Annotated in this window: 18 protein-coding genes; 13 read left to right on the plus strand and 5 right to left on the minus strand. The window is 64.8% G+C overall.

The window, feature by feature from the left end:
• The first annotated feature begins 71 nt into the window (after nucleotides 1-71).
• Genes AC25Y4_RS07600 through AC25Y4_RS07610 form a run of 3 tightly spaced genes read left to right on the plus strand, consistent with a single transcriptional unit; the run spans nucleotide 72 to nucleotide 3,186 of the window.
• Nucleotides 72-1,367 carry an ABC transporter substrate-binding protein gene (locus AC25Y4_RS07600; RefSeq protein WP_488119789.1) on the plus strand — a complete coding sequence of 432 codons (1,296 nt, stop codon included), beginning with the start codon at nucleotides 72-74 and terminating at the stop codon, nucleotides 1,365-1,367.
• Between the two features lie 11 nt (nucleotides 1,368-1,378).
• Nucleotides 1,379-2,353, plus strand: a complete 975-nt coding sequence (locus AC25Y4_RS07605) for a carbohydrate ABC transporter permease (protein ID WP_488119790.1) — start codon at nucleotides 1,379-1,381, stop codon at nucleotides 2,351-2,353.
• Entirely contained in the window at nucleotides 2,350-3,186 is an 837-nt protein-coding gene (locus AC25Y4_RS07610) for a carbohydrate ABC transporter permease (protein ID WP_488119791.1), read from the plus strand. Before AC25Y4_RS07605 ends, AC25Y4_RS07610 begins: the two co-directional genes overlap by 4 nt.
• Before the next feature lie 108 nt (nucleotides 3,187-3,294).
• Here the strand turns inward: AC25Y4_RS07610 and AC25Y4_RS07615 are convergent, their stop codons facing one another.
• On the minus strand, nucleotides 3,295-3,738 hold the full coding sequence (locus tag AC25Y4_RS07615) for a DUF4345 domain-containing protein (RefSeq protein WP_488119792.1): 444 nt from the start codon (nucleotides 3,736-3,738) through the stop codon (nucleotides 3,295-3,297).
• On the minus strand, nucleotides 3,735-4,574 hold the full coding sequence (locus AC25Y4_RS07620) for an NmrA family NAD(P)-binding protein (RefSeq protein WP_488119793.1): 840 nt from the start codon (nucleotides 4,572-4,574) through the stop codon (nucleotides 3,735-3,737). Before AC25Y4_RS07620 ends, AC25Y4_RS07615 begins: the two co-directional genes overlap by 4 nt.
• Nucleotides 4,575-4,686: 112 nt before the next feature.
• Between AC25Y4_RS07620 and AC25Y4_RS07625 the strand changes: the two genes are divergently transcribed.
• The 6 genes from AC25Y4_RS07625 (at nucleotide 4,687) to AC25Y4_RS07650 (ending at nucleotide 13,087) form a co-directional block, all read left to right on the plus strand.
• Nucleotides 4,687-5,682 carry an AraC family transcriptional regulator gene (locus AC25Y4_RS07625; RefSeq protein ID WP_488119794.1) on the plus strand — a complete coding sequence of 332 codons (996 nt, stop codon included), beginning with the start codon at nucleotides 4,687-4,689 and terminating at the stop codon, nucleotides 5,680-5,682.
• 73 nt (nucleotides 5,683-5,755) lie between these two features.
• Nucleotides 5,756-6,349, plus strand: coding sequence for a carboxymuconolactone decarboxylase family protein (locus AC25Y4_RS07630; RefSeq protein WP_488119795.1), 594 nt, complete (start codon nucleotides 5,756-5,758; stop codon nucleotides 6,347-6,349).
• The gene (locus AC25Y4_RS07635) at nucleotides 6,346-7,218 is read left to right on the plus strand and encodes an RNA polymerase sigma-70 factor (RefSeq protein ID WP_488119796.1); all 873 of its coding nucleotides are present in this window, start codon (nucleotides 6,346-6,348) and stop codon (nucleotides 7,216-7,218) included. The genes AC25Y4_RS07630 and AC25Y4_RS07635 overlap by 4 nt, the downstream gene beginning before the upstream one ends.
• Before the next feature lie 99 nt (nucleotides 7,219-7,317).
• Nucleotides 7,318-9,846, plus strand: coding sequence for a phosphoketolase family protein (locus AC25Y4_RS07640; protein WP_488119797.1), 2,529 nt, complete (start codon nucleotides 7,318-7,320; stop codon nucleotides 9,844-9,846).
• A 2-nt stretch (nucleotides 9,847-9,848) separates the two neighbouring features.
• The gene (gene pta, locus AC25Y4_RS07645) at nucleotides 9,849-11,963 is read left to right on the plus strand and encodes a phosphate acetyltransferase (protein WP_488119798.1); all 2,115 of its coding nucleotides are present in this window, start codon (nucleotides 9,849-9,851) and stop codon (nucleotides 11,961-11,963) included.
• Complete coding sequence (locus AC25Y4_RS07650; RefSeq protein ID WP_488119799.1) at nucleotides 11,960-13,087, plus strand: acetate/propionate family kinase; 1,128 nt, start codon at nucleotides 11,960-11,962, stop codon at nucleotides 13,085-13,087. The genes pta and AC25Y4_RS07650 overlap by 4 nt, the downstream gene beginning before the upstream one ends.
• A gap of 259 nt (nucleotides 13,088-13,346) precedes the next feature.
• Here AC25Y4_RS07650 and AC25Y4_RS07655 read toward each other — a convergent pair whose 3' ends face one another.
• From AC25Y4_RS07655 to AC25Y4_RS07665, 3 genes are all read right to left on the minus strand, one after another.
• Nucleotides 13,347-14,126: an endonuclease domain-containing protein gene (locus AC25Y4_RS07655; protein WP_488119800.1), complete on the minus strand. Its 780-nt coding sequence runs from the start codon at nucleotides 14,124-14,126 to the stop codon at nucleotides 13,347-13,349.
• Nucleotides 14,127-14,521: 395 nt separating this feature from the next.
• Entirely contained in the window at nucleotides 14,522-15,406 is an 885-nt protein-coding gene (locus tag AC25Y4_RS07660; protein ID WP_488119801.1) for an alpha/beta hydrolase, read from the minus strand.
• A 147-nt stretch (nucleotides 15,407-15,553) separates the two neighbouring features.
• Nucleotides 15,554-17,272, minus strand: a complete 1,719-nt coding sequence (locus AC25Y4_RS07665; protein ID WP_488119802.1) for an InlB B-repeat-containing protein — start codon at nucleotides 17,270-17,272, stop codon at nucleotides 15,554-15,556.
• A 142-nt stretch (nucleotides 17,273-17,414) separates the two neighbouring features.
• Between AC25Y4_RS07665 and AC25Y4_RS07670 the strand changes: the two genes are divergently transcribed.
• The 4 genes from AC25Y4_RS07670 (at nucleotide 17,415) to AC25Y4_RS07685 (ending at nucleotide 23,117) form a co-directional block, all read left to right on the plus strand.
• On the plus strand, nucleotides 17,415-19,895 hold the full coding sequence (locus AC25Y4_RS07670; protein WP_488119803.1) for a DNA polymerase III subunit gamma and tau: 2,481 nt from the start codon (nucleotides 17,415-17,417) through the stop codon (nucleotides 19,893-19,895).
• Nucleotides 19,896-19,910: 15 nt separating this feature from the next.
• Complete coding sequence (gene recR, locus AC25Y4_RS07675; RefSeq protein WP_488119804.1) at nucleotides 19,911-20,510, plus strand: recombination mediator RecR; 600 nt, start codon at nucleotides 19,911-19,913, stop codon at nucleotides 20,508-20,510.
• 72 nt (nucleotides 20,511-20,582) lie between these two features.
• On the plus strand, nucleotides 20,583-21,686 hold the full coding sequence (locus AC25Y4_RS07680) for a hypothetical protein (RefSeq protein ID WP_488119805.1): 1,104 nt from the start codon (nucleotides 20,583-20,585) through the stop codon (nucleotides 21,684-21,686).
• Between the two features lie 153 nt (nucleotides 21,687-21,839).
• Entirely contained in the window at nucleotides 21,840-23,117 is a 1,278-nt protein-coding gene (locus AC25Y4_RS07685; RefSeq protein WP_488119806.1) for an aspartate kinase, read from the plus strand.
• Nucleotides 23,118-23,238: the final 121 nt, after the last annotated feature.

The raw sequence follows: 23,238 nt of genomic DNA on the forward strand, positions 1-23,238 counted from the left end.
TTGAGCCCCTGACCGGTAATTCCCTGCACATTCCATGGACCACTGCACGCACAAAGAATCGAGGAAGAAGAATGACGAAACGAAAGCTTCTTGCGGGTATCGGCCTCGGCCTGGTAGCGACCCTTGCGCTGAGCGGATGCTCTCCTGCCGCTGGCGACGGAAAGGTGACGCTGCAGGTTGTCGAAAGCCTGACGAGCCCCGCACGCACCGAGCTCTTGGCCGGACTCATTGACGAGTTCGAGGCGCAGAACCCCGACATCAGCGTCGAACTGATCTCACCTCCCACTGACCAGGCGGACCAGAAGATCCAGCAGATGCTGCAGTCCGGCTCCGGCGTTGACGTGCTCGAGGTGCGCGACCTCACCGTCGGGCCGTTCTCGGCCAACGGGTGGCTCAGCGACATGACGACCGAGTTCGAGGGCTGGGACGGCTGGGACGACCTGACCGACAACGCCCAGAACGTTGCAACAGCCGGAGGGAAGATGTACTTCGTCCCATACGGTTTCTACGGCATCAGCCTGTTCTACCGCACGGACATGGTCAAGGACGCCGGCTTCGATGGAGCGCCGGTGAGCTGGGACGATATCGTCGAGCAGGCCACGGCCATCCAGGACCCGTCGACCAATACGTTCGGCTATGCATTCCGTGGCGGCAAGAACGGCTACACCAACGCGGTGCTGGCCATCTCGGCCTATGTTGCCGGTGACATCGATGTGTCAAACGCATACAAGCTCAAGAGCGGCGACTCGATCTTCTCCGCTCCGGAGGCGCAGGACGCGCTCGACACCTACCTGACCCTGTTTGAGCAGGCCTCGCCACCCTCATCCGTCGCATGGGGTTACCCGGAAATGGTTGAGGGATTCACCAACGGTTCGACCGGTTTCCTGCTGCAGGACCCCGAGGTCATCGCGGCTGTGCAGCAGTCGCAGGCGATCACCGCCGACCAGTGGAGCACCGCTCCGATGCTCGTCGGGCCTGGCGGCCAGGCGATTCAGCCGCTGGCCACGGCCGGCTGGGGAACGGCAGAGGCCAGTGAGCACAAAGCAGAGGCGGCACAACTGATTCAGTTCCTGAACTCGGGCGATGCCTCCATCCAGTTCACGCAGCAGAACAGCCTCGTGCCCATCCTGACCGGTGCTGCAGACGACGAGTTCTACAAGACCGGTGCGTGGGAGAGCTACCTCTACATGAACGAGAACCCGGATGTCTACATCACGGCCGAGCAGCCGCGCGGCGTTGCCTGGTTCACCGAATGGGCTGACAAGGCCGATTCTGAGCTGCAGCAGGTGCTCATCGGGCAGCTGACCAGCAAGGAACTTCTCGCCAGTTGGGACACCTACTGGACCGAGAAGTGGGCAACGGAGTAGGAATCAGGTCAATGTCTCGTCGTTCGACGAACGTGAAAGGGCGCCCGTCCATGCTGACGGGCGCCCCCAGCGCGCATCCACGTCCCCGCTCTCGCCGCCGCCTGTTCAGCGTGCGGCGGGGGCTGGCCATCCTTGCCTTCTTGCTGCCTGCGGCACTGTTCGTCGGAGTGTTCACCTACTACCCGATGATCGCGGGTTCTCAGATGGCATTCCGCAACTGGAACCTCAACAATCTGACGAACACCGACTGGGTCGGATTCGGTAACTTCCAGAAGATCTTCGCTGACCCGACATTCTGGGTTGTCCTCGGCAATTCGGTCGTGTGGGTTGTCGCGTCGATCATTCCGCAGTTCGTGATCGGCTTTGCCATCGCCCTCTGGCTGCGCCGTCAGTTCGTGTTCCGCGGCCTGTACCAAGCGCTCATCTTCTTCCCGTGGGCGATCTCCGGCTTCCTCATCGGCATCCTGTTCCGCTGGATGTTCAACAGCGAGTTCGGGGTGATCAATGACCTGCTCACCAAGGCGGGTCTGATTGACACGCCGATCCCCTGGCTGGCCGACCCGTCGACTGCCATGGTCGCGGTGATCATCGCCAACACCTGGTACGGCGTCACTTTCTTCGCGATCATGATCCTCGCTGCACTGCAATCGGTGCCTGACGACGTCTACGAGGCAGCGGCGCTCGACGGTGCGGGCAAGGTTCGTACCCTGTTCAGCATCACCATCCCGTACATCAGTACGACGCTCGCACTCACTGTGCTGTTGCGCGTGATTTGGATCTTCAACTTCCCCGACATCATCTGGGCGATGACAGGGGGAGGCCCGGCCAACCAGACCCACATCATCACCACCTGGATGATCTCGATCACCCAGAGGGGCGATTACGGCCAGGCATCAGCTCTGGGGCTCATCGTCATGGCGATTCTGCTGCTTTTCTCCGCGTTCTACCTGATGGCAATTCGTGAAAAGAAGGGGGCGAAATCATGATCACCAGAGAATCACTCACTGCCAGAATCGTGAGAATCGTCTTTCTCGGGCTGTGGCTCGTCATCACGATCTTCCCGCTGTACTGGATCCTGATCACCTCGTTCAAGACGCCCGGCGCCATCTTCAGTTATCCGCTGACGTATTGGCCGGAGGAATTCTCGCTGACCAACTACTTCTCGTTGTTCGAGAAGTCGAAATTCGGCACCTACGTGATGAACAGCCTCATCGTCGCCACTGTCGCTGCAACGGTTGCGACATTTATATCGATGCTCTCTGCGTACGTACTGGCCCGGTTCGAATTCCGCAGCAAGACTGCGGTGCTGATGGCGTTCCTGGTCACTCAGATGATCCCGGCGTTCATCGCACTTGGCCCGCTCTACATGCTGATGGTGCAGCTGAAGCTTGTCGACAACCGATTCGGCCTGATGCTCATCTATGTGGCAGTGAGCATTCCGTTCTGCACGATCATGCTGCGCGGGTTCTTTGCGAACATCCCCGATGCTCTCGAAGAAGCGGCGATGATCGACGGATGCTCCCGGTTCGGCGCACTGTTTCGGGTCATTGTGCCTGTCATGAAGCCCGGTATCATCGCGGCGTTCATTTTCAACTTCGTCAACTGCTGGAATGAGTTGTTCCTGTCGGTCACGCTGATGAACAAGGACGAGAACAAGACGATCCCGACAGCGCTGAACGGCTTCATCTCCAGCTTCACCATCGACTGGGGATCGATGTCTGCCGCTGCAGTGCTCACCATCCTGCCGACCATGCTTCTGTTCGCCTTCGCGAGCCGCTACATCGTGCAAGGTCTAACGGCTGGTGCCGTCAAGGGCTGATATCGCCCCCATAACGCTGGGCGCCATTCCTGTGGCGCCCAGCGTTGTGTGTAATCCCGTGGGGTCCGCTCTCAGCGGCCTGACGAACGATTGCTCGTCCACGACTTCTCATGCCTCCGTAAGGCCACGTTCGGCGGCGCGTTTGGGCGATTGGCTTGACCCTCGCGCGGTCTTCCGCATCAGCACCCAGAGGCATGCAGCGCCCAGCGCAAGTTCGACGGCACCGGCCAGGGCAAGCGCCGTCGACGGAGTGCCGTCAACCGTCCAGGAGAGCAGCCGGCCACCGGCATAGGCGAGCAGTACGACAGCGCCGATGAGCGCCGCGACTGTCGACAACCGCGCCACGAACGCCCCCGTTACGACGATCGCGCCCAGCACAAGCAACGCCAGCCCTGCGGCGCGCAGCTCGCTCGTCAGATCGGTGTCGCCGGCAAGCGCGATGCCGTAGCTGCTGTAGAACGCGTCGGGTGCGAACGCCGCACCAGCTCCGATGGCAACCAGCGTGAGGCCAGCGAGGAGCAGCACGATTCGGCGAAGCCTGCCGGTACTCATGCCCAGGCCCCCGTCAAGGCTGCTTCGGTGAGCACGGCGCGCGCGTCGCGCGGACCGCGGCCGAGCGCGTGGGCGACGCCATCGGTGGTGCTCTCGTTGCGACCGTCGAACACCTCACGGCAGAGCTCTGTGAGCAGCGTCGCGACCTCCGGCCCCTGTTCGGCGGCGACGGCGGCATAGAAATCATCGAATCCCATGGGCACGTAGTCGACGTTGCGCCCACTGATCTCTGACAACAGCGCCGCCACATCGGCGAACGTCAACAGCTGCGGACCTGTCACCTCATAGAGGCGGCCGTCGTGGCCGTCTCCGGTGAGCGCTTCCACCGCCACGTCGGCGATGTCGTCGACGTCGATGAACGGCTCCCGCACGTTTCCAGCAGGAAGCGCGAGCACTCCGGTCTGGGCGGCGTCGCTCAGTGCACCCTCGGTGAAGTTCTGGATGAACCAGCTCGCACGCACAACGGTCGCCGGGATACCGGAGGCGAACAGGATGTCTTCGCACCGACGCGCTCCGTCTTCGCCCCTGCCGGAGAGCATGACGATGCGCTGCACGCCGGCGTCGCGAGCGACCTGGGTCAGGCGAGTGATGGCGAGGTCTGATCCAGGAGCTGCGAGGTCTGGGACGTACGCGACGTAGAGCCGATCGACGGCGCTGAGCGCCTGCTCCCACTCCTCCGGCCGCTCCCAATCGAAAGCAGGGGTGGTGTCGCGGGACAGACGGCGCACTGCGTGTCCTCGTTCGTCGAGCAGATCTGCGATGCGGCGCCCGGTCTTTCCGGTGGCGCCGATCACGGCAATTGTTGAGGTCATGGTGGACTCCCTTTCGTTCTTCATGCGTCCACCTTCGCGGTGACCTGTCGGACGTACAATCGCTGGAAGTTCGTATCTCTGTGCTGATCGTCCGGCAGTTGGGACGCCTGGCCGTTCGGCATGTCACAGTGGACGCATGGTCAATCCCCGCAACCCCGGCAGCCAGGGCGCCGGTGATCAGCTCGGCGACGGACTCCACCTCCTGCGGTTCACGGGGGCGCTTTACTGCCGCGCCGAACTCTCCGCACCCTGGGGCGTTGAGTTCCCCGCGCTCGATGGGTACATGATGCTTCCGGTCGTGCTCGCCGGCCGCTGCATCCTCGAAATCGACGGTGAGCGCCATGCGCTCGAAGCCGGGAGCGCAGCACTCATTCCCCGGGCAGTGCCTCATAGGCTCCTGAGCGCAGCGGATGCCGCGAGCACGCCGCTCTTCGATATCCCCGTCGAGCAGGTCAGCGAGAAATACGAGCACATGCGCTTCGGCGGTGGCGGTGAACGCACCCAGATCGCCTATGCCGCGATGCAGGTCGATGCTCCCCTCACCGCTCGCCTGATCGAGGAACTGCCTGGCCTCATTCGCGTCGACGCCTGGGATGACACAGAGGCTGGCACGTTCCAGGCTGTGTTGCGGATGCTCGCCCGAGAGGCGGAGAGCAACCAGCCCGGCGGTGAGGCCGTGATGACGAGGCTGGCAGATGTACTGGTCATCCAGGTGCTGCGCTGGTGGTTGCGCACGACTGACACGGCGGCGAGCGGATGGCTCACTGCCCTTCGCGATCCACAGGTGGGTCACGCGCTCGGTCGCATGCACGACAAGCCGGGCCACGACTGGACCCTCGTGGAACTCGCGCGGCAGGTCAACATGTCGCGCTCCGCCTTCGCAGAGCGGTTCACGACCCTCGTCGGAGAGCCTCCGATGCGCTACCTCGCCGGGTGGCGGCTACAGCAGGCGCATTCGGAGCTGACGCGCACCACCGACTCGATCGGTTCAATCTCACGTCGAGTCGGCTACACCTCTGAGGCGTCATTCAACCGTGCATTCAAGCGCCATCACGGCGCGACACCGGGTGCCGTCCGTCGGATGAACCATGCGATCATCCCTGGTCTTCCTCGTGTGAATGGTGTGCAGTAGCGGCTGATGTCACATCCGTCTCCCGGTCGGTGTCTTCATGTGAAAGGCATACGACACCGATGGAGGAGACATCATGACTGACAACTCGAGAATTCCGGCAACCGAGATCACGGGCCTGTACGGAGGGCTCGTGAAGATCCTGAGTAAGAAGATGCTCGGCAAGGTCCCAGACTCGCTCGGGGTGCTGTGGCATCACCCCGCGGTGTTGAAGGACATGATGGGCTTCGGTCGCAAGACCGAGAAGTGGGATCGACTCAACCCGAACCTCGCGTCGCTCGCCAACATGGCAGCAGCCGCCACCGTCGGGTGCAGCTTCTGCCTCGACCTCCACTACTTCATGGCCCACAGCCATGGGCTCGATGAGGCCAAGGCGCGCGAGGTACCAGCATGGCGCGAGTCTGAACTGTTCACCCCGCTTGAGCGCCGGGTCATGGAGTACGCAGAGGCGATGAGCCAGACCCCGCCGGCCGTCACCGACGCACTGTCAGACGCACTGCTCGCCGAGTTGGGAGCTCCGGCCATGGTCGAGCTTGCCGCCAGGGTCGGGTCCATGAACTTGTCAGCGCGCATGAACATCGCCCTCGGCATCCACTCGGCGGAATTCTCGGATTCCTGCGGTCTGGAGCCGCTCGCCCGCCGCTCGACAGACGTAGGCTCCACGGCATGACAGAGGATCCGTTTGTCGCTCACCGCAGCCTGCTCTTCACTGTCGCCTACGAGATGCTCGGCTCAGCGGCCGACGCCGAAGACGTACTGCAGGAGTCCTGGCTGCGCTGGGCAGCGGTCGACCACGAACATGTGCAGGATGCGCGCCCCTACCTGGTACGGATTGTGACGCGTCAAGCGCTCAACCATGTGCGCACCGTGTCACGGCGACGCGAGGCATATGTGGGCGAGTGGCTGCCTGAGCCGCTGCTCACGAGCCCGGATGTCGCCGACGACGTGGAGCTCGCCGAGAGCGTGTCGATCGCCATGCTCACCGTGCTTGAAACACTCGGCCCAGTGGAGCGTGCCGTGTTCGTGTTGCGCGAGGTCTTCGATGTGCCATACGACGAGATCGCTGAGGCCGTCGGCAAGACGCCGGCGGCCGTGCGCCAGATCGCCCACAGGGCGAAAGATCACGTGGCGGCACGTCGTCCGCGCGTTTCGGTGGAGCAGGCAGAACAGAAACGGGTGGTCGAACGGTTCATCACTGCCATCAACACCGGCGATGTGCAGGGCTTCATGGAGGTGCTCGCGCCAGATGTCGTGCTGGTCGCCGACGGCGGGGGACGTGTGGGTGCCGCGCGGCGCCCGATCATCGGCGCAGAACGACTTGTCACCTTCCTCTTCGGAGGAATGGCCAAACTGCCCACGCCGCTCGTTGGCTCGCCGGTGTGGCTCAACGGCGCGCACGGCGCCCGATTCGAGCTCGGCGGCGAACTCGTCGCCGCGGTCAGCCTGACCGTCGAGAACGGCCGGATCACCCGGCTCTACTCGATGGTCAATCCACAGAAGCTGGCACGGCTCGACGCGGAAGCGGCGCTTGCCCGCTAGCCGAATACTGTTCACACACACCCCTGCCGGTCGCAGAGGGCCCCCGCGTAGAGTGAGGGTGCAAGCTGACGCCCCAAACTACTGAGCGTGGAGGCACCGATGGTCGAATCGTCCGGCATCAACTCGAGCAGCACATCGAAGGCACCGCATAAAGGCGGTCTAGCCCGCACCGAAGGTCACCCGCGCAACGAGTGGCCGAGCCGAGAAGCCGTAGGGCTTTCCCCCGAGGCGCTCGCCAGCGTTGATGCCTGGTGGCGCGCAGCGAACTATCTCTCCATCGGCCAGATTTACCTGCTCGCGAACCCCCTGCTGCGCGAGCCGCTCAGCCGCGACCACATCAAGCCGCGCCTGCTCGGGCACTGGGGAACGACGCCCGGCCTCAACTTCGTCTATGCGCACCTGAACCGTGCCATCCAGGAGCGCGACCTCAACACCATCTACATCGCAGGCCCCGGCCATGGTGGACCCGGCATGGTGGCCAACGGGTACCTCGACGGCACGTACAGCGAGGTCTACTCCGACATCGACCAGAGCGTGCACGGTCTCACCCGCCTCTTCCGGCAGTTCTCCTTCCCCGGCGGCATCCCGAGCCACGCATCGCCAGAGACACCGGGGTCCATCCACGAGGGCGGTGAGCTCGGCTACGCGCTCAGCCACGCCTATGGCGCAGCCTTCGACAATCCAGACCTCCTGGTGGCGGCCGTCGTGGGCGACGGCGAGGCAGAGACCGGTCCGCTGGCCACCAGCTGGCACTCCAACAAGTTCGTCGACCCGCTCCAGGACGGCGTCGTGCTGCCGATCCTGCACCTGAACGGGTACAAGATCGCCAACCCCACCGTGCTGGCGCGCATCCCAGAGGAAGAACTTCTCGACCTCATGCGCGGCTATGGACACAAGCCGCACCTGGTTTCAGGGGGGTTCGACGGCGAAGATCCGATGCTGGTCCACGAGCGGATGGCCGCCGTGCTCGACACCGTGCTCAACGAGATCGCCGAGATCAAGCGACAGGCCAGGGCCGGTGAGCCAATCGCCACCCATCCGCGCTGGCCCATGATCATCCTGCGCACGCCGAAAGGCTGGACCTGCCCTGCCGTCATCGACGGGCTGCCCGTTGAGAACACGTGGCGCGCCCACCAGGTTCCGCTCGCGAATGCGCGCGACACCGAAGCGCACACGCGCATCCTGGAGGGCTGGCTGCAGAGCTACCGGCCAGACGAACTCTTCGACGACGATGGTGCGCCGGTCGATCTCATCACGCAGCTCGCGCCGGTCGGCGACCTCCGGATGAGCGCCAATCCCATCGCCAACGGCGGCCTGCTCCGACGTGACCTGCGGCTGCCCGACTTCCGCGACTACGCCGTTGACGTGCCGAAACCGGGCGCGACCACCGACGAGGCGACGCGGGTGCTCGGCGGGTGGCTGGCCGACGTCATCCGCTTGAACCCGGATAATTTCCGCATCTTCGGGCCGGATGAAACGGCATCCAATCGTCTGGCTCCTGCCGTGTACCAGACGACAGACAAGCAGTTCGATGGCGCGATCTGGCCCATCGACGAGCATCTTGCTCGCGTCGGCCAGGTCATGGAGATGCTGTCGGAGCACCAGTGCCAGGGGTGGCTGGAGGGCTACCTGCTGACGGGGCGCCACGGCATGTTCAACTGCTACGAAGCCTTCATCCACATCATCGACTCGATGTTCAACCAGCACGCGAAGTGGCTGAAGGTGACGCGGGAGATCCCGTGGCGTCGGCCGATCGCAAGCCTCAACTACCTGCTGAGTTCGCATGTCTGGCGGCAGGACCACAACGGCTTCAGCCACCAGGACCCCGGCTTCATCGACCACGTCGTCAACAAGAGCGCAGAGGTCGTGCGGGTGTACCTGCCGTTCGACGCCAACACGCTGCTGTCGACCTACGATCACTGCCTGCGCTCCGTCGACTACGTCAACGTTGTCGTCGCCGGCAAGCAGCCAGCCCCGAACTGGCTCACCATGGACGAGGCGATCGCGCACTGCACGCGCGGCGTCGGCATCTTCGACTGGGCTGGCACAGAGATGCCAGGGCTCGAACCGGATGTCGTGCTCGCGGCAGCAGGCGACGTCCCGACCTATGAGGTGCTGGCCGCTGCCTCGATCCTGCGTGAGCGGATCCCCGACCTGCTGGTGCGCGTGGTGAACGTGGTCGACCTCATGCGGCTGCAGTCGAACGACGATCACCCGCACGGCATGACCGACCATGAGTTCGACGCGGTCTTCACGACGGATTCGCCCATCATTTTCGCGTACCACGGCTACCCGTGGCTCATCCATCGCCTCACGTACAAGCGCAACGGGCACGCGAACATCCACGCCCGCGGGTACAAGGAGAACGGCACGACGACAACGCCGTTCGACATGGTGATGCTGAACGACCTCGACCGGTACCACCTGGTGATCGACGTGATCGATCGGGTGCCTGGCCTCGCCACCCGCACCGGAGCGCTCCGCCAGGAGATGCAGGATGCTCGGCTGCGCGCCAGGCAGTACACCCGCGACCACGGCGAAGACATTCCGGAGGTCGCAGATTGGGCATGGGATCCGACGGCGCGCGGCGCGCTCAGCTTCGATTCGACCGGCGGCGATAACGTATAGCTGTGGCACGTAGCATCTACATCACCTCCGCTGAGGGGCACACCGGCAAGTCAACCATCGCGCTCGGAACTCTCGACACGCTTGCGCATCAGGTTAAGCGGGTGGGAGTGTTCCGGCCGATCGCGCGATCCACCGCCGAACCGGACTACGTGGTCGAGCTGTTGCTCGGCCACGACAGTGTTCACCTCGAGTACGACGAGTGCATCGGCGTCAGCTATGACGACGTGCACCATGACGCTGAGGCTGCGCTGTCGCGTATCGTCGAGCGCTACAAGCTCGTCGAGGCCCAGTGCGACGCCGTCGTGATCGTCGGGTCTGATTACACGGATGTCGGCAGCCCGACAGAGCTCGGCTACAACGCCCGCATCGCGGCCAACCTCGGCGCCCCTGTGCTGCTGGTGCTCGGCGGACGCGCTGAGCAGGGTTCAGGCGAACGCCTCGGCCAGGCCGACCCGCGCAGCGCCACCCAGATGAACGACATCGCCGAGCTGGCGCTGCTTGAGCTGCGTTCAGCCCACGCCACACTCGTGGCCGTCATCGCGAACCGCGTCGAAGCGACGCAACTTGACGGCATCCGCTCTGCCATTCTCGACGCCAAGCCAGGTGTGCCGGTCTGGGTGATTCCCGAAGACCCGTACCTGATCGCACCAAGCATGGACTCGATCATGCGGGCCACGAACGGAAGCCTGCTGAAGGGTGACCCGGCGCTGCTCACCCGTGAGGCGCTTGGCGTTGTGGTGGCCGGCATGAGCATGGTCAACGTGCTGCCCCGACTCATCCAGGGCGCGGTTCTCGTCGTGGCCGGCGACCGCACAGAGGTGCTGCTCGCCGTCATGATGGCGCAGAGCTCAGGCACGTTCCCGTCGATCGCCGGCGTCATCCTGAACGGCGGCTTCGACCTGCCAGAGCCGGTTGAACGCCTGCTCGACGGGCTGCCACAGTCGCTGCCGATCATCCGCACCGAGCTCGGCACCTACGAAACCATTGTCGCGATCACGCGCACGCGCGGGCGCCTCGCCGCCGACTCGCAGCGCAAATACGATGCAGCGCTGGCGCTCTTCGAGAAGCACGTGAACGCATCCGAATTGCTGGACCTGTTGCACCTGGCCCGCACCGATGTTGTCACGCCGCTCATGTTCGAGCACGGGCTGCTCGAGCGCGCTCGAGCCGCCGACAAGCACATTGTGCTGCCGGAGGGCGACGACGACCGCGTGTTGCGCGCCGCTCACACGCTGCTCGCCCGCGAGGTCGCCCAGCTGACGATTCTCGGCGAGCCGTTCGAGGTGCACTCGCGTGCCATCGAACTGGGGCTCGATATCAGCCGCGCCCAGGTGCTGTCGCCGTACGACGCGGTGCTCAGCCACAAGTTCGCGGTGGAGTACGCGCGGCTCCGCGCCCACAAGGGCGTCACGATAGAGCAGGCGCGCGACCAGGTGAGCGACGTGTCGTACTTCGGCACGATGATGGTGCACCTTGGCCTCGCCGACGGCATGGTGTCAGGCGCTGTGCACACCACGGCGCACACCATCCGTCCGGCCTTCGAGATCATCAAGACCAAGCCACACGTCGATGTCGTGTCGAGTGTCTTCCTCATGGCATTGCAAGACCGGGTGCTGGTCTACGGCGACTGCGCGGTCATCCCGACGCCCAACGCATCAGAGCTCGCCGACATCGCCATCTCGTCGAGCGCAACGGCCGAACAGTTCGGCATCGAGCCGCGCGTGGCCATGCTGTCGTATTCGACGGGGGAGTCCGGCACGGGCGCCGACGTCGAAAAGGTGCGGGAGGCCACCGCCCTGGTGCGCTCTCGCCGCCCAGACCTGCTCGTCGAAGGCCCGATCCAGTACGACGCGGCAGCGGATGCCGCGGTCGCCGCCACGAAGATGCCAGATTCCAAGGTCGCCGGCCGCGCAACGGTCTTCATCTTCCCCGACCTGAACACCGGGAACAACACGTACAAGGCTGTGCAGCGGTCGGCGGGCGCCGTGGCGATCGGACCGATCCTGCAGGGTCTCCGCAAGCCCATCAACGACCTGTCGCGCGGAGCGCTGGTGCAGGACATCGTCAACACCGTTGCGATCACCGCGATCCAGGCCGCGAGCGAGGACCAGGCGTGAAGGCTGTATTCGTCGTCAACTCAGGTTCGTCGTCGATCAAGTACCAGCTGATCAATCCCCGGGCACAGAAGCCGCTCCTGAGCGGCTTGATCGAGCGGATCGGCGAGCCGGGCTCGTCGATCCCCGACCATGAGTTCGGCATGAGCATCGTGCTGGCCAAGCTGGGTGACCTGAGCCGCGACATCGTGGCCGTCGGGCATCGCGTTGTGCATGGCGGCAGCGAGTTCGACGGGCCAACGCTCATCACGCCGGAGGTCGAGTCGGAGATCGACGCGCTCTCGCGGCTCGCGCCCCTGCACAACCCGGCCAACCTGCTCGGCATCCGTGCGGCGAAGAAGGCCCTGCCCGATGTGCCGCACGTCGCCGTGTTCGACACCGCATTCCACCAGACCCTGGCACCGGATGCCTACACGTATGCCATCGACCGCGAACTCGCCGAGCAGTACAAGGTGCGCCGCTATGGCTTCCACGGCACGTCGGTCAAGTACGTGTCAGAGTTGGCCGCCACGCTCCTGAAGAAGCCGCTCGCTGACGTGCGCACGATCGTGCTGCACCTCGGCAACGGTGCATCGGCGACGGCGGTGGACGGTGGAAAGTCGATCGACACCTCCATGGGGTTGACCCCGCTGCAGGGGCTCGTGATGGGCACGCGCTCCGGTGACATCGACCCCGCCGTCGTCGCCCACCTCAGCCGCGCGGCCGGTATGACCGTCAATGAGATCGACACCATGCTGAACCGCCGCAGCGGCCTCCTCGGCCTCACCGGCACGGGCGATATGCGCGATGTGCAGGGGGCTGCCAACGACGGTGACGAGAATGCCGAGCTGGCTTTGCGGGTCTGGCGTCATCGCATCCGTCACTACATCGGCGCCTACTACGCGCAGCTGGGCGGGCTCGACGCGCTGGTCTTCACGGCTGGTGTCGGTGAGAACAACGCGCTGCTGCGCCGCCGCGCGCTCGCAGGACTCGAGCACCTCGGCATCTTCATCGACCCAGACCGCAACGAACTCGCCTCGAAGAAGGAGCGGATCATCTCGCCAGACGGGGCGCCCGTCACGGTGATGGTGATTCCGACGAACGAAGAGCTGGAAATCGCGAGGCAGACGCTGTCGGTGACGGCGTAGCGCGGGCGGGCTGGCTGGCGGCCCGGCATTCAGGCGCTCAGGCGCGCAGGCGCTTGGGCAGCCCGGCGGATTGCAGGATGAGCTGCTGCGATCGGTTCGAGCGGAGAAAATGCAACACGCCGCGCTTGAGTGGCGCTTAGAGGCGGCGAGTCGCAAAAAACTCCGCCTGAACGCTTGCCAAGGAGCGCGATCCGGCGAGCGCGATAGAGCGGATGCGGCGACCTTCGGCGAACGGATGCGGCAGTCTTGGCGCGAGCGGTCACAGCCCTCGGCGATTGCGCTCAGACCCGGCATCCTGAACCATCCGCTCAATGGTGCTGAGCGTGGCGCCCCAGTCGTGCAGGATCATCTGCTGGGTCAGCCGAAGCGTACGGAGCCCCAGCCGTTCACAGAATGCGTCGCGATTGCGATCCGGATGGAATCGATCAGCGCCATGCCACTTTTTTCCATCAGTCTCGATGGCAACGCAATCTTCCACGATGAGATCCTCGACATACGGGCCGACGGGAACCTGAGCCATGACGCGAAATCCCCGGTGTCTGAGGCGTCGCCGCACGATGGTCTCCTGCCCAGAGTCCGACGTGAACTCCAGTTCGCGGATGCCTGCCGCGAGTCGTCGAGGCGCCACCCTGCAGATCTGATTCACTTCACGGCGCGTAAGAAACCCCTCGCTCACGGCGGATTCCAGACATGCGATGGCATGCTCTTCGTCGAGGCAATGGATGCTCTGCCAGACCGCGCCCATCGGGCTCACGAGCCAGGAGCGCTCCCGGCGATCGCGGAATCGCGGTTCAGACCAGTGAATCGTCTGGGCGCTGGCCAGCTCGGCGGCTACATGCCCGTGCGGCGTTCGTTGCAGGTGCAGCGTCCTGTCGGTTCCGGCCCAGACCCCCGCCATTGCGAGGGCGCTGACGCAGGTAATCCTGGCAGGGACGGATGCCGCCAGCCGCCGGTTCGCATCCGCGTGCGCGCAGACATAGTGGCCCCGAACGGCCCGGATGATGACCCCAGCATCTACCGCGGCACGAAGATGTTCCACCGGAATTCCAACTCGAAACAGCTCGCTGGTGGATGCAACATGACCGTTTGCGCAGAGCGCACGGGTGACTGGAAACATCTGGCAACGTTCGGCCATCGTGGCTCGCGACAGCGTGACGACCGAAGAACGGGGGAGAAGGGACGAGGAGCAGGTGCGGGGGAGGACGCGGTGTGCACCGGTCGGGATATGCCACGAGACGGTCGAGGCTGCGCGCGCATCCGCTCAGGTGGAGAACGAGCATCCGTTCAGGCGGAGAAAATGTGAAACGCCGGGTGTTTCTGCCACATCTGACCGGCGTTTCGCAAAAAACTCCGCTCGAACTGCTGCTGGCGCTGCTGCTGCTGGTTCCGGTGCTGCGGGTGCAACTGCACCCGCAGCACCGGGTTCACGGAGAACTACGTCGTGATCTGCTCGGCCGGAGCGTACTCCTGCACGAAGGCCAGCGCCTCGTCGGCGACTTCCTTCCAGCCGCTGTCGATGGTGAGCGAGTGACCGCGTCCTGGAATGATGATCTCGACGGTGACGCCGGGATTCTTGGCCTGGATCTTGTAGCTGGCATTCGTGATTGCCGGTGGCACCGTGTTGTCGTTCTCGCTGCCGATGATCAGCAAAGGTCCGCGGTCGGGGTTCTTGGAGTCGACCCTGGTTTCACCGCCGAACGGATTGAAATTCGCCGTTGCCGCCTGGAACAGCGGGGCTCCCGCCGCTGGCACGTGGTACGTGTCGAACAGCTCGCGGGCCTCGTCTTCGTCCAGGTTGTTCGCCCAGCCGTACGTGAACTGGTCGAAGGTCAAGGCGACGCCCTTGCCGATGTTCGTCGGGTTGCCGAGAATCGGCGATGACGATTTCAGGGCAGAGAGCGGCAGCGGCAAGACGCCCTTGAACGGGGCATTGTTGATCGACACGGTGGCGGCCGCGACTCCTTCGCCCGCAATCTTCTGGGCGATGAGTCCGCCGAAGGAGTGTCCGATCACGACCGGGGCCTGATCGAGCAGCCGGATCGCGGCCAGGTAGTGGTCGGTCACCTGCTGCACCATCTTGTGGGCGAAAACCTCGGGGTGTTCGCGCGCTTCCGCGACGGTGTCTGGGTCATCCGGCCAACCGGGAGCCAGAGTGGCGTATCCGTTCTCTTCGAACAGGTCCCGCCACTTCTTCCAGCTGCTGGAGAGCAGCCACAATCCATGAACGAAAACGACAGGAACCAGCCCTGACGCGTTCGCCTTCTCAATTTCGGTGAGCTCCCAGTCGGCGAGGACGGGAGCTGGTTCGGTGGAGCTCATTCTTGTCCTCTGTTCTCTCAGGTGGCGCAGAACGATAAGGCGCGGCGTGGGTAGCGCAGCGTGTTGCAGAGAATACGCCCAGCGGATGCCGCCACGCGAGAATTTTCTTGTCGCATGGCGTCATGTTCGGGCAGCAGCTCGCGGCGGTTAGCTCTCGTTGCGACGCGGGATCAGGCTCATGCCGACGGCACCCGCGGCTACCAGGCCGATCGCCCACCACGGAAAACCCGCGTCGAGGGATCCGGCAGGCGTCACGACCACCTCAGGCGCGGCGAGGGCTGGCGAGTCGTCAGCGCTGGCGCTGGCCGGCCACGAGCGCGTGGTGATGAGCGCGCTCGGCAGGGCGCTCTGCCCCGGCTCCCAGTGGGCGAAGAGAGCGAGGTTGCCGAGCACGGGCGAAGCGGCATCCCACCGAGTGTCCTGCCCAGCAGTCACCGACGTGTACCAACCGGCAAATGTGTGGCCTATCAGGGTGGGATCCACCGGGATCCGGACGCGCTCGCCGTAGCCAACGATCTGCGCCTGGATGGCGCTGCCGCCGCGGCTGTCGAAGCTGACGGTGTGAGTGGCCGGCGCCCAGATGGCCCGCAGGGTGAGGTCTCCGGTGACAGCAGTGGTTGGATCCCAGGCCACGTCAGTTCCGTCGGCCGAGCGGATGCTCCAACCCGCGAAGACGAAGCCCGCCCGCGTTGGGTCGGCCGGCAGGGGCGCTGTACTGCCGTAGTCGACAATCAGCGTCGCGATGGCAGCGCTGCCCAGACCGATAAAGGTGACGGTGTGGTTGTCCAGCGTCCACTCGGCGTAGAGGTCCAGATCGCCGGCGACCGGAGCACCCGGGTCCCAGAGTGGCCCGCCACCGAGTCCGCCGCCGACTCCGCCGCTGCTCCCGGAACCAACGCCGTCGGATGTGGTGCGCCAACTCGCCGAGTGTCCGACGCGGGCGAAGACGAATCCGGTGCGCGCGGCATCCTGAACGGATGTCGGCAGCACAGCCGCTGCCGCCCGCTCGGCATAGAGCGTCAGGAGCGCAGGGACGTCATCGAGGCCGACAGCGTGAAATCGGAGAACTGCGTTGTCGCCGGCCAGCGTGATGCCTGGGTCGATCGTTCCCGAGTTCAGGAGCACGCCGGCATTCTGCACAACGCCGGCGCCAACAGTGCCGGCAGTGCCGACAGCGCCGACAGCGCCGACAGCGCCGACAGCGGCGACGGGCGTAAGGCGCCCACGGTTGTCGAAAACACCGGCGTTCTGGATGCCGCCGCCCAGCGAGATGCTCGCGGTGTTCACGACGGTCGCCCCCTGCGAAACGACCAGGGCATCGCCGTGCGGAATGACCAGGGTGCCAGCCCCTGACAGGCTGAGCGTTGCGCCGGCTGGAACGCCGATGGCGGCCTGGCCAGAGTCGCCACTGGCAGTAAGACTGTGGCCGTTCAGGTCAACGACAACGGATGCATCCTGCGGCACGAACAGGGCACCACCGATGATGTCGGCGTCCAACCGAATAGCTGAACCGGAGCTGGTTGACGCTGCGACGGCATCCGTCAACTGAGCTGCGGTGGTCACGGCTGTCGGGGAAGGCGTCGATGATGTTGGCGCAGCAGCAGCAGCAGCAGCAGCAGCAGCAGCAGCAGCAGGTGCAGCAAGGGGAGACACCTCAGGAGATGCCTGGGCGAGCGTTGTCTGCGTGAGCGTTTCGGCACTGGCTGGACTCGCTGGCACGAGAACGGATGCGAGGCAGAGGATGAGGCCCGTCACCACGGCCAGCGCAGCGGCCGCCCTGAGGGGAGCCGCTTCGGCGCGGGACGCGGTGTGAACGTGTTGGCGACGGTCGGCGAACCGGAACGGATTCGTCGTCCAATCAGCCATTCAGTTGTCTCCATAGCGTCAAGAGTCGATCGCCATCAGCTTAGCGATGAGCGTGTCGTTTTCCGAGCAGCCGCTGCCCCCAAAACGGCCTCATCTGGCGCACGCCGGGCGTTCTGTCAGCGGCCCCGACTACGATTGACCCGTGGTCACAGCCTTATATCGCCGGTACCGGCCAGAGACATTCGCCGAGATGATCGGTCAGTCACAGGTGACCGATCCGCTCATGACGGCGCTTCGCACCAACCGTGTCAATCACGCCTACCTGTTCAGCGGTCCGCGCGGGTGTGGCAAGACGACGTCTGCCCGCATTCTGGCGCGCTGCCTCAACTGTGCAGAGGGCCCAACGGATACCCCGTGCGGCGTCTGCCCGAGCTGCGTTGAGCTCGCGCGCGATGGCAGCGGCTCACTCGACGTGGTCGAGATTGACGCCGCCAGCCACAACGGTGTCGACGATGCCCGCGACATCCGTGAGCGTGCGATCTTCGCCCCCGCTCGCGACCGCTACAAGATCTTCATCCTCGACGAGGCGCATATGGTGACCCCGCAGGGCTTCAACGCGCTGCTGAAGATCGTCGAAGAGCCGCCGGAGCACGTCAAGTTCATCTTCGCGACGACCGAGCCCGAAAAGGTCATCGGCACCATCAGGTCGCGCACCCACCACTATCCATTCCGGCTGGTTCCGCCCGCGCAGATGCTGGAGTACGTGCAGACGCTCTGCGAGAGCGAGAAGATGCAGGTCGCTCCAGGCGTGCTCCCGCTCGTGGTGCGCGCCGGCGGCGGATCACCCCGCGACACCCTGTCGCTGCTCGACCAGCTGATGGCCGGCTCAGACGGGTCGAACGTCGAGTACGAGCGCGCCGTTGCGCTGCTCGGCTACACGCATGGCGCCCTGCTCGACGAAGCGATCGACGCCATCGCGGCGCGCGACTCCGCAGCGGCATTCGACGCCGTCGACCGCGTGATCCAGACCGGGCAAGACCCGCGTCGATTCGTCGAAGACCTGCTCGAACGCATGCGCGACCTGATCATCGTGGCCGCGACATCCGCTGAGGGTGCCGCAGCCGTGCTGCGCGGCGTCCCACAAGACGAGCTCGACCACATGGCTGTGCAGGCTTCGCAATTCGGTCCGGCCGAGTTGTCTCGCACCGCCGACATTCTGAACGCCGCCCTCACCGAGATGACCGGCGCGACCTCGCCCCGCCTCCACCTCGAACTGATGATCGCGCGCGCGTTGATTCCAGCCAGCGACGACACCACCCGCGGCGCACTCGCCAGGGTAGAGCGGCTCGAACGCCGCATCGGAGTGGATGGCGTTGCCGCCGAAGCCGCGCCGGCCGCGGCATCCGTCCCCGCTGCTGCTCCGCGGCTTTCCGCTCCGGCTGTTTCCGCTCCGGCCCAGAAGCCGGCTCAGCCGACGCCGCCCGCGCCCGCCGCAAAAACAGGAACGGACAACGCACACAGTTCGATTCCTCCTGTTTCAAGCGCCACCACGTCGGTCCCTCCTGTGTCGGTGACACCGGCAACACAGGCAGCACCAGAGGCACAGACAGAAGCAGTGCCAGCGACACAGGCGGAGCCAGCGACACAGGCGGAGCCAGCGACACAGGCAAAGACAGAGCCAGCGACGCCCAGCACGCCGGTCGGCCCCGTCACGCTCCAGCAGGTGAAGGACGCCTGGCCGCAGGTTCTCGACGTGGTCAAGGCCACCAAGATGAACGCCTGGCTCGTGCTCTTCACCGCGCGCGTTCGTGAATTGCGTGACGGCGACGTCCTAGTGCTCTCATTCCCCAGCCAGAAAGATGTCGACAGCCTCAAGCAGAAGGCTGCCCCAGGGCAGGGCATCGGTGACTACCTCAAGGAAGCTGTCTTCCAGGTGCTCGGCATCCGGGCCAAGTTGATTGCCAGAACGGATGCCGCCCACGGCGGCGACATCGCACGCTCAGCCTCCGCAGACGGCCCAGCCGGCAGCGCGACCGGGGCAACCGCAGCGCCGAGCGCTCCGACGTCCTCGCAGCCGCAGAGCTCGGCAGGGGATACCGGATCGGTCGCCGCGTCCAGCTCACCGGCGGCGCCAGCATCGAAGCCATCCGCACCCAGTTCGAAGGCCGGGGCCCCCGCGGCTGCCGCCTCGAGCGCAGCCGCAGTCGTGCCAGCGCCCGCTGCGTCGGCAACGGGCTGGGCCACTGTTGCCATCCCCGGTTCAGGCTCGGCCGCTACTGCAGGCTCAGCGGAGCCGGCTCACACCGCGGACGCTGCGTCGACCTCAGCCTCCTCAGCGCCGGTTGCGGTGCTTGACCCATCGTCGGCACCTGCGCCCCGTGACCAGGAAGCGCCCGACGAAGAACCGCCGCCATTCGACGACGATGTGCCGCCTGAGACAGAACCGCCGTTCGACCCGTATGAGTCGCACGGCCAGCCGGCATCGGCCCCTGCGGCGCCTTCGGCCCCGTCGACCGCATCGGCATCCGTTGCCGCGCCTGCCCGCGCCACCCCGCCGGCAGCAGAGCGTTCTGCCAATGCCCCGGCGTTTGAAGAGAAGCAGCGATACGGCGAATCCGTCGTGCGCGAAATACTAGGTGCCACCTTCCTCGAAGAGCAGCCGTACAACCCGGCACAGCGATAGAGAGGGTTGTAATCCATGTATGAAGGAATCGTTCAGGAACTGATCGACGAGTTGGGCCGCCTGCCAGGCATCGGACCGAAGTCGGCGCAGCGCATCGCGTTCCACATCCTGCAGACCCAGACGTTCGACGTGAGCAAGCTGGCCAATGTGCTGCTTGAGGTGCGTGACAAGGTGCGTTTCTGCGACATCTGCGGCAACGTGTCAGAGCAGCAGACCTGCTCGATCTGTCGCGATCCACGCCGCAACCCGGCATCCATTTGCGTGGTCGAAGAAGCCAAGGACGTCGTGGCGATTGAGCGCACCCGCGAATTCCGTGGCCTCTATCACGTGCTGGGTGGCGCGATCAGCCCGATCGACGGCGTCGGGCCCGACGACCTGAGCATTCGCCAGCTCATGCAGCGCCTGGCCGACGGCGTGGTGCAGGAAGTCATCATCGCGACCGACCCCAACCTCGAAGGCGAAGCGACAGCGACATACCTGTCGCGCCTGTTGACCACCCTCGAAATCCGAGTCACCCGGCTGGCCTCCGGCCTGCCCGTTGGTGGCGACCTGGAGTACGCCGATGAGGTCACCCTCGGTCGCGCATTCGAGGGTCGGCGGGTCGTCACGAGCTAGGTCAGACCCCGTCTGATGCTGCGGCCCGTCGGCCCGCAGCCGTACGCCAGTCGTGCGCACTAGCATTGGCCAATGACTGCAACTCCTCGCGTGCGCGGTGCGCACCTCGTTGGATCCATCAATCAGCCGACGGCAACCGACACATTCCGCGTCGTCGCTGAAAACCTCGGTTCGGATCTGGCGCGCATCCCAGACGGCGAAGCTGGAGAACGTTTCCACTGGATGCTCTTCCAGGGCAAGGTCTTCGATGCCACGCCTGGATTGTCACGCCTCCCGATTGAGCCGATCATGCACGCCGGGTTCGACATGCGCCCGCTGACCATCGACGGCTCAGTGGCGCCGGCAGACCTCGTCATCGGCGCACTCGGCTATGCAGAGGCCGCCATCGACAGCTATGCCGCGTTCCTCAGTCTTCGCGCAGAGGGGATCATCGGGGAGCACACCCGCTTCCAGGTCACCCTGCCCTCAGCGCTCGCTCCTGTCACAACGTTCATTGCGAATATCGACCGTCCCAGCGTGTACCCGGCGTATGAGGCTGCCCTGGTGCGTGAGATCGCTGCAATTGCCGCCGCCATTCCCGCGGCAGACCTTGCCATTCAAATCGACCTGGCCACCGAGTTCGCCTACATCGAAGGCGCATCGCTGGGTGGCGGTCCGCTGGATCCCTGGCTCGCGGCGGATCCGTCCCGTGAATCCATCATCGACGGATGCGTTCAGCTCGCGGCCGCACTCGCCAGCGCTGTTCCCGCGGATGTCCAGCTCGGATTCCACCTCTGCTACGGCGACGTGGGGGAGAGGCACTTCTTTGACCCAACGGATGCCGGCGCGCTTGTGGCCGTGGCCAACGGTCTGACGAACAAAACCACCAGGCCGATCGATTGGATTCACCTGCCGGTGCCGATTGAGCGGAACGACGACGAGTACTTTGCGCCGCTGGCCGATCTCACCCTGGCCGCAGGCACCTCGCTGTTTCTGGGCCTCGTGCATCACGAAGACGGTGTCGCCGGCGCCACCAGTCGCATTGTCGCCGCCGGGCCGGCTCTTGCCGCAGCGGGCATCGACGAGTTCGGCATCGGCACGGAGTGTGGATTCGGCCGTGGTCCGGCCGAACGCACCGCTGGCCTGCTCGCCCTGCACGCAGACATCATCAGGGCTGCACTGGTCGGGGCCGCGTAACCAAGCAGTGCTGCTGCGTCAGCGCCTGCAGTGCCCGGTTCCACCATCCACCACCGCGGCGGTGCCCCGTCACATGGCGAGTGTGGAATATCAAAACAATTAGACTGTGAGTCCCGGGCCGTGCCCGTGCTACCCAACCCTCAGGAGCGTCACGTGAGCTTGATTGTGCAGAAGTTCGGCGGATCATCCGTCGCCGACGCCGAAAGCATCAAGCGCGTGGCCAAGCGCATCGTGGACACCCGCAAGGCAGGCAACGAAGTCGTCGTCGCCGTCTCAGCAATGGGCGATTCCACCGACGAACTGCTTGACCTCGCGCACGAGGTAACCCCGATTCCCGCGCCCCGGGAATTGGACATGCTGCTCACCGCTGGTGAGCGCATTTCGATGGCGCTGCTCGCTATGGCGATCAAGAGCATGGGCTACGACGCCCGATCGTTCACGGGGAGCCAGGCCGGCATGATCACGGATGCCCGTCACGGCGCCGCGCGCATCGTCGATGTGACGCCCGGCCGCATCCGCGACGCGCTCGATGAAGGCGCCGTCGCCATCGTTGCGGGATTCCAGGGCTTCAGCCGCGACACGAAAGACATCACGACCCTTGGTCGCGGTGGATCAGACACGACGGCCGTCGCACTGGCCGCCGCTCTCGGCGCAGATATCTGCGAGATCTACACCGACGTCGACGGCATCTTCACCGCCGACCCCCGCGTGGTACCGCGCGCGCACAAACTCGACCGTATTTCCAGCGAAGAGATGCTGGAGCTCGCGGCAGCCGGCGCCAAGGTGCTGTACATTCGCGCTGTGGAATATGCCCGTCGCCACGGTGTGACGCTGCACGTGCGATCGTCCTTTAACAACAACGACGGAACCATCGTCTACAACAACAGTGCGTCAGTCGTGAATGGAGACACAGTGGAAGAGCCAATAATCGCCGGAGTTGCCGCGGACCTCAGCGAGGCCAAGGTCACCGTCGTGGGCGTTCCCGACATTCCAGGCATGGCAGCGCAGATCTTCAAGATCGTCGCCAAGACGAACGCGAACGTCGACATGATCGTGCAGAACGTGTCAGCTGCAGCAACTGGCCTCACCGACATCTCGTTCACCCTGCCGAAGTCGGAGGGGCAGCAGGTACTCACCGCCCTCACGAACGAGAAGGACAACGTGGGCTTCGTCGGCCTGCAGTACGACGACCAGATCGGCAAGTTGGCACTCGTCGGCGCCGGCATGCGCACCAACACCGGCGTCTCGGCCAAGCTGTTCGAGGCGCTGTTCGAAGCGGGCATCAACATTGAAATGATCTCGACGAGCGAGATTCGCATCTCTGTCGTGACCCGCGCTGACACAATCAACGAGGCGTTGCGCGTCGTGCACACCGCTTTCGGTCTCGACGGTGACGACGAGGCAACAGTCCACGGTGGCACCGGCCGCTAACTGCATCCGCAGCCAATAACCAGCCAGATAGCTAGCCAGCTCAATCGCCGGCCATCGGCTACCCGGCCAGTCTCCCGGCCTACCCCAGCGACAACTAGCGCGCATAACTCCTGCATTTACT

The sequence above is a fragment of the Leifsonia sp. Y878 genome (assembly GCF_057669685.1).